The following is an 11400-nucleotide window of genomic DNA, read 5'->3' as shown; positions in this document are numbered from 1 at the left end:
GTAGCAACAGATGAGTGACCAGCCCTAATGGAAAATTTTCCATTAAGGCTTGTGCGTCAATCGTTCTCAAATTTCCAACCCCTGTACTCGACTAAACCATTTCCAACTCCCTCGGTTTCGACTCAGGCGCAGGTGCGAGAGTAGTTCGGGACTGGGACAAAGCTTTCTCTCGTTCCACAATCATCTCTTGGAAACGAGCCGCTGCTTGCTCTGTCAGGGGAATTTGGACTTCCCCGGTGTGGACGTTGGCTTTAAACACAGTGCGCTTGGATTCGTTTCTGACAAAGCAATCCCCGTTCGGCTGCACGTAAGCCGTCCATTGATTATCGCCAAACTTGAAGTGCTGGGTGCTATGGGAAGGAAGCTGAGATCCACGTTTTTTGTAGGTTTCCGAAACGACACTAAAGAGTGTGTCTTGTAGAGAAAGCCGCCAGTTATCAGCTTTAGCGCTGGTGATGTCGCGTTTTTGGTTATTAACTGTTGTTTCTGAAAGTTGGGACGTGGTATCGCTTTGAGCAATAGCAGAAGGTGAATCAATTTGTGGCAATTGAGTTTCAGGCAATCGAATCGATTCGCGATCGCCCTTGGCGCTGCGCTCCGCGCGATCGATCTTCAGCATAACCGACCTACCGCCCTTATCAGAAGAAAGCGTCGCCTCAAAAGTAGTTCCAGGGGGCAATTTAGGACTGTCGGGGGAAAATGTACCCAAATTTTTTCCGTCAAGCTGGATAATGGGAGTGCCTTGAAATCGGTAATACTTCTCGTGAGTGGGAGGTAAATCGATCGTCCCCACTTGCAAAGTAACTTTTCGCTGCCATTTAGCGTTAGAGAAATCTTCTTCTGAGTAATCATTATCGGGATGTTTGACATTAACAACTTCTATTTGATTGACCCGATAATTTGACAAAGCATCGCAGATTTCATCCATGAATAATTTGTAGACAAGTGCGCCTCTACCTGCTTTATCTTGAGATTCAATCCAGCGACAATCGACGGGAGGAACGATGAGGAGTCGGGTTTCATTACCGGAGTAGTTGGTTACTTTCAAAGAGTCGGTATCGATATGGTCGTTGGAATTATCTCCGTATTTGGCATCGAGTTTCGCTATCATGCTTTGGGGTAAGTTTTTGAAGGCGAATTCAACAAGTGGTAATTCGGGATGAGCAGTAGCTTCGTAGGCAATTCCTTTGCTATCGAGTGCGTCTTTCCATTGGTTAGGCAGGTCAATGGTTCTACCGTCTTTGGTTTTCACTTTTTGGAAAGGAACTTGCAGAACATAGACATCTTGTGGCAAAGCTTCGTGCAGTAATTCGTAATCTTCTTGTAGTGAAAAGGTAATTTCTAATTCCTCTGCTACCTTCTGGCAAATTGTCCGATGTTTGCTTAAATTATCGGAAGTGTGGGTCGCTTGAAATAAGGCATGAGCAGCCCTAGTTTTTCGGTCTGGAGTATCCCAAATTTCGTCAATTTCGGCTCGATAACTGTCATAAAGTTTGCCCATTTCCTCTTTTCGGGCTTTGATATCGTTGCCAGTGCGCTCGTAGATAATACTTTTGTCCTCTTGAAAGCGTTGCACCAAGTCTTTCGCCCATTGTAATTCGTTTTCTGACCATAATATTTCAATTTCTTTGCTGTGGCGATACTCAATTTCTCTTTCTACTAAGGCATCTTTGTACTGATAAGAAACGTGCAATTCCTTACCTTCTTTTTCGTATTCAATACCTGCTGCATCCAGTTGTTTGCGCTCGTCTTTCGACACGATGAGATAAGCGGGAATTGGGGGTAGAATATGCTGAAATTCATCTCGGTTGCGGTGAATTAGTCGCGTTTGTTCCCAATAGGGATTAACGGCTTCTTTGGCTAGTACGTAAATAGGATTGGGGAAGTCAGCAGGCATGGAAAATTGTTTGTAGAGTCGGTCGTCTCCTTTGTACTGGAAAAAGTAAGTGCAGCTTTCATGTTTCTCGCACCATTCATCTACTTTTTCTAGTAAAGTATCGGGATTTAAACCAGTTTTCTCTTTCACTTCTTTGGCATCTTTACCCCGCAGCGAGTTTTTCTGGTAGTCAACTTCGTACTGTTCCATAATGCTAAGAGCGGTGATAAATCGCTTCTGCTGCTTGAGAAATAGCTTTTGATCTTCGCGGGGGTTGGGAATAGCGGCGGCTACTTTACCGATGGCTAAAGCAACGATTCCGACTTCGTTTTGAGAACTGGCAACTCCGATTTGTTCTAGGGTGTTGAATTTGCGTTGACCTGCTTTAACTTTACCTTCTCTAACTTCGGGGTCGTCTTCTCGATACTTAGCTTTAGTATAGGGAATTTTCTCAGCTTGTGTTACTTCCCCGAACTCAAATAATCCGTTTTTTGCTGGTAAGATTTGTTGGGCAATATGAGGGATTTTTTGAGATTCAATGCCAAAGGGTTCGTCACCATCAAAATCACCTTGATGGAACTTTTCTAAGTCTTTGGGATGGAACCAAATTACACCTTTAATTTTGGTCATCACTGTGCGAATTTCTTGTGGAATATCCAGATTATTTGCGTGGATATTCTGGTATTTCCTCAGACCATCTTTGTTGAGAATGGGGAATCGACCTTGAACGCATTCTCCTGCTTTTAAATGGTGAGCGCAAACCGTTCCTCTGGGTAAATCTTCGCAGGGTAAAGCCATTGCTGAGGTCATTGATAAAGCACCCCTAGTTGCTAGATTTCGCCATTTGGATGCCAGCCATCCTTCTGCCATATTGGTGAATTCGGGACTGCCGATCATTAGTCCAAATTTATCGGCTTTTAGCATTTGAATGTCTTGTCTTTCCCGCTTTTTATCTTCGGTACTTTCTTCACTATCAATGTTGATTTCGTCGGCAATTGTAGTTGATAGTTTGTCCTGCTGTTCTTTGAGTTTTCTTTCGTTCAAACGGGCTAAATATGCTTCGCGTTTGTCGTAATCTTCAATCATGGCTTGACGCAATTTCATCGGGTCGCGTTGCAGTGCTGCTAATCTTTGAGCTTCGGCTTTAGCTGCTGGTACTAGGTCTTGTTTTTGGGCTTGTTCATCGAACCAAATTCCGGTGGATTGCCAGCTTGTTTGAGTGATGCCGATTTGACTATTTTTGCGATTGCCAAGGATGGCTTTGGGTAATTCGTAATCGCCGCAAGGAATGAGTTCTTTGAGTTGTTTTTTATTGATGCCTTTGATGCTGGAGCGGTCTAAAATTAGTTGCGGTTTGTTACCTTGGGAGTCGGTGTCGGAGTCGAGTAAATTGTCATCGGGACGCAGGGTTCCTTTAGCCAAAAAGCTGACTTGGGGTGTGGATTCTGTATTTTCTGAATTCCAACTGTGTAGCCAAGCGAAACGGAATTGGCTGGCTCTATTTTTCTCGCCGCCGATGCTTTTGAGTAATTCGGAACTGATGGCACCGTGACAGTCTCCGGTACGATATTTAGCATATTGCGGGTCGGTGAAATCAACAATTTTTACTCGCAGATGGTCGCATTCTGATACGCCGGACATACAAGTGCTGACGAGAAGGGAACCGTAGCGACAGGCGGTGTCTTTTTCGGTTACGAATAAGTCTCCTATCTTTTTGGCTAGGGTTTCGTCACCGAAGTAATAACTGTTGCCTGATTGAAAGATCATGCGTCGCTTAATTCCGTCTTCTGGGTCGTGGATGCTGGCGCGTAGTTGGCGAGAATCGGGATTGGATTTGTCAAGTTTGACTATCATTAACGATTGCAGTTCTTCTGGTTGAAACATTGCTTGCAGAATGGAGTGGCGCAGGATTTCTGGGTTGTTGAAGAACTTGCCTACATTGCGACCTTTGGCATCGGTGTAAGCAGCATCGAAAACGGGAATTTTGAGTCCTTCTTCGGTAGCAATTGTGGCGACCATGAGTTGATTTCTCCTATTATTTGAGTTGAAAAGGTATGGCGGGACTATCTAAGCGTTAGCAGGTTGAAACTCGGTCAAGTGTTGACCGTTGGAAGTGTTTTTGAGGTGGTTGAAATGGGACTAATGGTTGATGCGATCGTTAGTTCGGTTCTGTTTGAAGAGGAAGATACCGGGCTGGTGGAGTTGGCGATCGCTCAAAGCTAACACAGTATCGTTTACTTTTGTCCGACTACTTAGCGCTCTTTCATTACTATCATTAAATAAAAAAATGCTTAAGTCGTGAAAAGCTTCAGGTTGGGGTTTTTAGTTTGATGGGGCGGCGGTAGCTGCCCTTTATAGTTCATTAGGCTATTGGCAATCAAGCGGGACAATTTGGAGAGGGAAGGGAACAAGGAATAGATTTTTCTTTTCATTTGTCTCGGCGATAGTTAGTAGCCGTTTATTGGTTTAGGCATGATCTGCTTGGCTGTATTAAATGTAAAACTTCTACTTTTTTGTAAACTTATGTAAATTTTGGACTTATATGCAAGTTTTTTTGCTATGTTGGGTAGAAATTAAATCAGTTAACGAGCGAGTAGATCATTACTTAAGTTTTAGCTAATTACTCACAAGGGTAAAGATGTTTACGGGTGTTAATTTTACCGATAGAACTTAAGAGACTCGCAGATAATTTTTAGGGCAGATTCTACCAAGAAGTCAGGGAAGATTTTTACCACGCACTTGTAATAAGTGTTACTAACTGTTTTTGATATGAGGTGTTCATTCTTGCACCTTAGTGTCGGATGGAAATCTTTTTTAGTTAATTTGTGGGCGCTGTTTTGAGCGTTTTATAAGCAAACGATTCACTGTTTGTGCGGTTGGGATTATGTGTTTTGATTGTCCCTGAAAAATTAGCGCCAGGGAAATGTAGGTTTTGTCTGCATATCCCTTTAAGGATTGTAAAAATCTAAGTCAGCCGCGAAAATTTTGAATTTTGAACCGATATCTGAAATAGAAGCAAGAGGAAATAAGTTCTATGAAGACTTGACTTAGCGATCGCATCCCGTTGCTGAACGTTCTGGAACTGCTCGTGACAGATAAATTCTTGTGGCAATTGCACGATTCATTGAGGTAAGAGATGGTACATCTAGGTAAGCGATTGCCGGATTTTAGGATTCTTGTAGGAATTAGCAAAGAGGCTTATTGAGTTTAGGTATGAAACGGCTGGTGAAGTTTTTGCAACTTAGGTGGAGCGATCGCTTTCTTCTAGTCATAACTGCATTCCTACTTGGAATGATCAGATTAGCATTGTGGTTGTTGCCATTTCAGACTGTGCATCGTCTGCTGGCAAGAATCACACCGAGAACCACTGAGTTACAGCAAGTAGACCAAGATTACATAAATAAAGTTGTTTGGGCTGTTGTAATAGCAAGTCCGTACATACCTGGAGTCAAATGTCTCGCTCAAGCTTTGGCTACACAAGTAATGGTTGAATGGCGTGGTTATCCAACACAAGTCCGTATCGGTATTACCAGAAATAAGAAAGGGCAGTTATTAGCTCATGCCTGGGTGGAAAGTCAGGGAAAAGTTGTGATTGGTGGTGCTGGTAATATGGCTTGTTATATACCCGTTTCACTGCCAGAAGTAAAAAGTGATGAGAGTGATAGTTGGCATTTATTGACTTAATTAAACTCACGCTAGTAATACAAAAACAAGAAAATTTCAATAACTCTTGAGGCTGTAGCATGAATAATATAAACAAAACTACTAAAGCTATAACACCATTATTACCTTTATGGTCTTATCAACTCCAAATGGATTCAAAGCTAGCTATTAGAACCAGAAAAGATTTGGAAGTACATTTAATTACTCGTGCTTTAAAAGATGAGGCATTTAGGCATAAATTAGTGGCTAATCCTAAAGCTGTAATAGAAGAAGAGTTAGGTAAAAAATTGCCAGCAACTTTTGAGATTATAACTGTTGAAGAAACCGAAACTACTCTTTATATGGTGCTACCCTGTAATCCTTATGAAGGGGTTTCAGAGGAGGAACTCAAGAGTTTAGTAGGAATGGCTTATGAAGATATTGCACAGTGGGTATTGGAGCAACAAAGGAATACTTTGCTGGATGAAGTGAGCAGCGTACCAATGTTTATACGTGTTTGGAAAGATAAAGATTTCAAGCATAAACTACTTTATAGCCCCAAAATGGTGATTGAAGAAGAATGTGGGGTAGAAATTCCAGAAAATATTGAGATAAAGATTTTAGAAGAAACCGTTCACATCCTTTATATAGTTCTACCCAGACTTGATAATGAATTAGTACCCAAAATGATTGAATGGTTTGATGATATAAAGTCTGCTCGGAAGCCACAGCCTTTATTTGCCAAGATTCCAGTGGGATACTGTAGTAGTTTTCAGTATGGATCTAGTTGCTCGTCCTAGACAACTGAGTTAATAACCTCACATCTTGCACCAGGGCTAGAAACCGGGTTTCTTGCAAATAAATAAAGCTGAAAGTCTGATTTTCCGTTAAGAAACCCGGTTACTCAGGTCTTGTTGAGAATGGTGCAAGATGTGAGTAACCTTACTTGCCCCGCTATAAGCTAATGTGCATGGAGGTGTTCAGCACTTTCAATTGGGGTTAAAGGAGTAGAAGGCAGAACAGTAAAACTTTTCCTCTTCACCTTTGAGTTCCCAAAACTAATGAAAACCTTCTTGCAGCTTAGTATTATATATTCCGAAATATTTTCAATAAAACTTAAGTGTGTGTATTATGAATTTTTCAGAAAATGATTTAATTAAAATTGTAGAACTGGCAAGCACAATTACTGAACGTTTGAGTACTGAATTCATTTTAGATGAGTCTCAAGATAACGATTATATAATCATTTCTAGAATTCAGCAGTGGTGTGAGGTTGCGGCTCAAGGAAACTGGGAAAATTTTGAGGCACATCTTGCTTGTTATGGTCTTGATATAAAAACAGCCCACCGTGCCATTGGTGCTGTACGCATGACCAACGATAATGATCTCCCCAATTGGGTAAAAACATTAAATGAATATCTTAAAGCTATTGCTTTAGTTGATATAGATGCTGTAAAAACAGGAGATTTTAGGAATTATTGTTATTTAGATACCCAAGAACCAATTCCTTTTCAAGAAGTTTTAGTACCATTCATTTATATAGCTAAGCAAAAAGTGATTACTCAGGTTGGCAGTCACTATAATTTGCTGACAGGAAAAGCCCATGCCAGCTTAGAGCGAAATCTTTTAAAGCGCCTATCTAGTCTTTGCTTGCCGTCGATGCAACTGGAATTCTCAGTTTTTCGGGCTTGTAAGCAATCTCCGATTGATCGTCTGATTAAGCAATCTTTTGGAGAGTATTCTAGGAAGCAATACCAAGATTTTATTCAGGATTTACTCGAGAGTCAAGTATTATTTTTTATCCAAAAATATCCTGTATTAGCTCGATTGATGTCAACTGTAACAAATTTTTGGATCGATTCTACTGGGGAATTTATTACACGTTTAGCCTTGGACAGGTCTGAAATTCAGAGAGAGTTCAATTGCAAAATTGAACTGGGACAGGTTGTAGCTATAAAACCTGATTTATCTGACTACCATTACAATGGGCGTTCTGTCATGGCAGTAACGTTTGCATCGGGGCTAAAACTGATCTATAAGCCCAAGGAAATAAGCTTAGAACAAGCTTATTTTAAGCTATTATCATGGTTAAATGAGCAAGGATTTTTTTTACATTTCAAGCTAGTGAGAATATTAAATCGCTCTACTTATGGTTGGGTAGAGTTTATTGAAAATTTACCCTGTAGAGATAAAGAAGAAGGCAAACGTTACTATCAACGTTCTGGCGCATTGCTGTGTTTAGCACATCTTTTGAAAACGACAGATTTGCATAGAGAAAATATTATTGCCTGTGGCGAACACCCAGTGCTAATTGATTTAGAAACGCTGATGCATCCATGGCCACATAATTTTAAAAATTTAGAGTCTGTAAAAAATGCAGAATATATTGCTAAGTATAAACTAGGTCATTCAGTGATTCGTACTGGACTTTTACCAAGGTGGGAGTTAAGTTTAGAAAAACAAGAATATGACATAAGTGGATGGGGAGGATTTGGTCAACAAAAAACATTTTTTCCCATAGCGAAAGTACATAATATTAATACAGACGCGATGGTGGTTAAATATGAAAATGAAGAAATGTACAAAGGACACAACACTCCCTTCTTAGGTCAAATTTATTTAGAAATTAATGATTATATTGAATATATTATTGATGGCTTTAAAAAAATGTACTATTTTTTAATAGAAAAAAGGCAAGAAATTTTATGTACGCAAAGTCCATTAGAATGGTTAGATAATCATAAAATTCGGTATATTTTTCGTTCCACTAAAATTTATAAATTAATCTTACAGACGGTAATAGATCCAAAGTTTATGCAAGACGGTGTTCTGTGGAGCATTCAGATGGATATTATTAGTAGAGTAATGTTTTTACCAGGTAATTCACCTAGATTAGCCCCTCTCGTTCAAGAGGAAAAAAAAGGATTGGAAAAAATGGATATTCCTTTATTCTTTACAGCTTCAAATAGTACGAGCTTGATGCTTTCAAATGATCGAAAACTTGATTATTTCACTGAAGATGGTAAAAGTTTAGTTATTTCTTATTTAAAAAATCTAAATTGCGAAGATTTAGGACAACAACTTGATTTCATTAAAGGTTCACTTTATTCCCGAATTACTAATGATGTTCATAACTCATTGCAAATTTATAATAGTCAGTCTAACATAGATACGATTAACGCTATAACTCAGCAAGAATTAGTACAGGAAGCTACTATGCTTGCAGCAGATATTCATAAGCGAGCTATTCATTCAAATAACGGCAGTATTACTTGGATTGCACCCCAATATAGTCTTGATATCCAACGCTTTCAACTTGCTCCTTTGAGTTATGGACTATACGATGGACTTGGTGGGGTAGCGTTATTTTTAACAGCCATAGAAAGAATTACTGAAAAATCTGGCTTTTGTACTCTTGCGCCAGCAGCTTTCCACTATTTACGCGAAAATTTTAAAGTCGCTATAGCTACCCAAATAGCCGAAGGAATTGGTATTGGTGGTAGTTTTGGATGTGGATCAATTATCTATGTACTGGTTCGTATTAGCCAATTTATAGATTTACCATCACTCTTAGAAGATGCTCAAAAAATAGCTTCCTTAATTACATTTGAGTTAATTGTAAAGGAGGATAAAAAAAATATTTTTTCAGGTTATGCAAGTACGATTTTAGGATTATTAGCCTTATATAGTAAATCTGTCCAACAAGAATTTATAGAATTAGCCATTGGTTGTGGAAATCATTTATTAAGTAATCGTGTAACAAGTAAATCCGGTTACAGAACTTGGGCAACATCAGATGGAAAATTACTAACTGGGTTTTCTCACGGTGCTGCTGGAATCGCCTACGCTTTGTTGCGTTTATATCAAACGACAGGTGAAACTGAATTTTTAGAGGCTGCTGAAGAAGCAATCACATACGAACGCAGTGTTTTTATCCCTGAAGTGAGCAATTGGCCAGATTTCAGACAATCATCCACCAAAGACAGTCCTACTTGTATGTGTTCTTGGTGTCATGGCGCTCCAGGAATTGGTCTAGCGAGGGTTGCTGGGCTAGATATCTTGGATACGCCAGAGATTCGGCAAGATATTGAGGCAGCTATAAACACTACAAAACAGCATGGACTCTCAAATATAGACCACCTTTGCTGCGGTAATCTAGGTCGAATCGAATTTCTATTTACCGCAGGTCGCAAACTTAACCGACCAGAATTAATAGAAACGGCAAAGCAACAAGCAGCACAGGTTGTGGCTCGTGCCAAACAAAGGGGTCATTTCGGTTATGGTTCTTGTCTAACTTTCCATCCAGGTTTCTTTCAAGGAGCATCTGGCATTGGCTACGAACTGTTGAGATTGGCTTATCCAGACATCCTGCCATCGGTGCTGCTATGGGAGTAAAGTTTGAGAGTTTCTGGCGATCGCTCAAACACAAAATCCACCATACCTTACGCCTGGAGAGTGCATTGTGCCTCGTTTGGCAAAGTAGGCTGGGTTGGACGAATCGCTAGTTTAACGTTGCTCATTATGCAGGGACTACTGTTTGACACCCAAGCCTAATCATAACGATGATACCACCATAACTACCTGGTATTCGGGTGGAGGAATAATATGCTTACACCATCTACAACTACAAAAGCCTTAAAAATCGGCACTCGCCCGGAAGTTGAACTGCTTCTACGCTCTATCCGAACCCATATCAATGCAGAAGATGCCCAGCTGCTCAAAATCCTGCTCCAAGAAAACCTCGACTGGATATACCTACTCCAAACAGCTGCTAGTCACGGGGTAATGCCGCTGCTGTACTGGAATCTGAGCGCTACCTGTCCAGAAGCTTTTCCCAAGGCTATCCTCAATCAATTGCGGGATTATTTCCATGCTAACGCCTTACGCAATGTTTACCTAACCCAGGAACTACCCAAAATCTTGAGTTTGCTTAAAGCCAACGAAATTCTTGCTATTCCATTCAAAGGCCCCGTCTTAGCTGCTTTGGCTTACAACAACCTAGCACTCCGTCAGTTTAGTGACTTAGATATTTTAGTTCACAAGCGAGATTTTTTGAAAGCAAAGGAACTGCTCATTGGTCAGGGATACCAACATATATGTAGTTTTCAGAGCATATATTCCACGGAACAAGAAGTAGCCCATTTCCAACCCTGCCACCTTTCAGGCGAAGGTGGCAGGGTTGGTGTGGATCTGCACTACGAAATCACATCAAAGGACTTCTTTTTGTTACTTGATGTGGAAATGATGTGGGAACGCCTTAAAACAGTATCTCTTTTTGGTATAACGGTACTTACGTTCTCGCCAGAAGATTTGCTTTTGATCCTCTGCTTGAACGGCACTAAAGAATATTGGCGATCTCTCGAGCGGATCTGCGACATTGCTGCACTGATCCACGCTCACCAAGAATTAGATTGGGAATACCTCATGGAACAAGCTAGCAGACAGAGCAATGAGGTAACTCTCTTTACTGGCCTTTTTTTAGCAAATACTCTCTTAGGAACAGCCCTGCCGGATTCAGTCTGGCAAACGATACAGGCCACTCCAGGTTTTTCCTCACCCGTGTGGCAAGTGCGTGAGTGGTTGTTCAATGAAATTCATCGTCCAAGAGAAGTAATAAATTTCTACTTATTTAATATGCAGTTAATCAAGCGTCTACAAGATAAAATGCGATATTTTCTTTACCTTATATCCCCCAATCTATCAGATATTTTAATGTTGCCACTACCTCCCCTATTACGGTTTTTTTATTACCCAATTAGATTACTACGAATAACTGGCAAGTATTTAATAAACCCAGCCTATACAAATTTATTGCAGTTCTTTAAAATGCTTAAAAAGCAGGTACTCATTAATTAATAAAATTTTCAAGCTCAAAGCTTCAA

The 11400-nt window shown here is 40.3% G+C and carries 5 protein-coding genes; 4 read left to right on the top strand and 1 reads right to left on the bottom strand.

Translation table 11 applies throughout. The features are described from left to right. Positions 1-91: 91 nt before the first annotated feature. Positions 92-3895, bottom strand: a complete 3804-nt coding sequence (locus ACE1CC_RS27655; RefSeq protein WP_413273651.1) for a hypothetical protein — start codon at positions 3893-3895, stop codon at positions 92-94. 1194 nt (positions 3896-5089) lie between these two features. Here ACE1CC_RS27655 and ACE1CC_RS27650 point away from each other — a divergent pair. The 4 genes from ACE1CC_RS27650 (at position 5090) to ACE1CC_RS27635 (ending at position 11374) form a co-directional block, all read left to right on the top strand. Beyond that, positions 5090-5560 (top strand): lasso peptide biosynthesis B2 protein, encoded by a 471-nt coding sequence (locus tag ACE1CC_RS27650; RefSeq protein ID WP_413273650.1) that lies wholly within the window; start codon positions 5090-5092, stop codon positions 5558-5560. Positions 5561-5619: 59 nt separating this feature from the next. Continuing rightward, complete coding sequence (locus tag ACE1CC_RS27645) at positions 5620-6318, top strand: NHLP leader peptide family RiPP precursor (protein WP_413273649.1); 699 nt, start codon at positions 5620-5622, stop codon at positions 6316-6318. Between the two features lie 331 nt (positions 6319-6649). Continuing rightward, positions 6650-9913, top strand: a complete 3264-nt coding sequence (locus ACE1CC_RS27640; protein WP_413273648.1) for a type 2 lanthipeptide synthetase LanM family protein — start codon at positions 6650-6652, stop codon at positions 9911-9913. A 210-nt stretch (positions 9914-10123) separates the two neighbouring features. Continuing rightward, a complete protein-coding gene (locus ACE1CC_RS27635) occupies positions 10124-11374 on the top strand; it encodes a nucleotidyltransferase domain-containing protein (RefSeq protein ID WP_413273647.1) in 1251 nt (416 codons plus the stop codon). Positions 11375-11400: the final 26 nt, after the last annotated feature.

This window comes from Floridaenema aerugineum BLCC-F46 (assembly GCF_041929345.1).
In the GTDB taxonomy this organism is placed as follows: domain Bacteria; phylum Cyanobacteriota; class Cyanobacteriia; order Cyanobacteriales; family Aerosakkonemataceae; genus Floridanema; species Floridanema aerugineum.
This window is presented reverse-complemented; position numbering and strand designations above follow the sequence as displayed.

What these genes read in the sequence shown, in the direction of transcription:
- ACE1CC_RS27635 (WP_413273647.1), top strand. Translation starts at nt 10,124, where the DNA reads ATGCTTACACCATCTACAACTACAAAAGCCTTAAAAATCGGCACTCGC.
- ACE1CC_RS27645 (WP_413273649.1), top strand. Translation starts at nt 5,620, where the DNA reads ATGAATAATATAAACAAAACTACTAAAGCTATAACACCATTATTACCT.
- ACE1CC_RS27640 (WP_413273648.1), top strand. Translation starts at nt 6,650, where the DNA reads ATGAATTTTTCAGAAAATGATTTAATTAAAATTGTAGAACTGGCAAGC.
- ACE1CC_RS27655 (WP_413273651.1), bottom strand. Translation starts at nt 3,895, where the DNA reads ATGGTCGCCACAATTGCTACCGAAGAAGGACTCAAAATTCCCGTTTTC.
- ACE1CC_RS27650 (WP_413273650.1), top strand. Translation starts at nt 5,090, where the DNA reads ATGAAACGGCTGGTGAAGTTTTTGCAACTTAGGTGGAGCGATCGCTTT.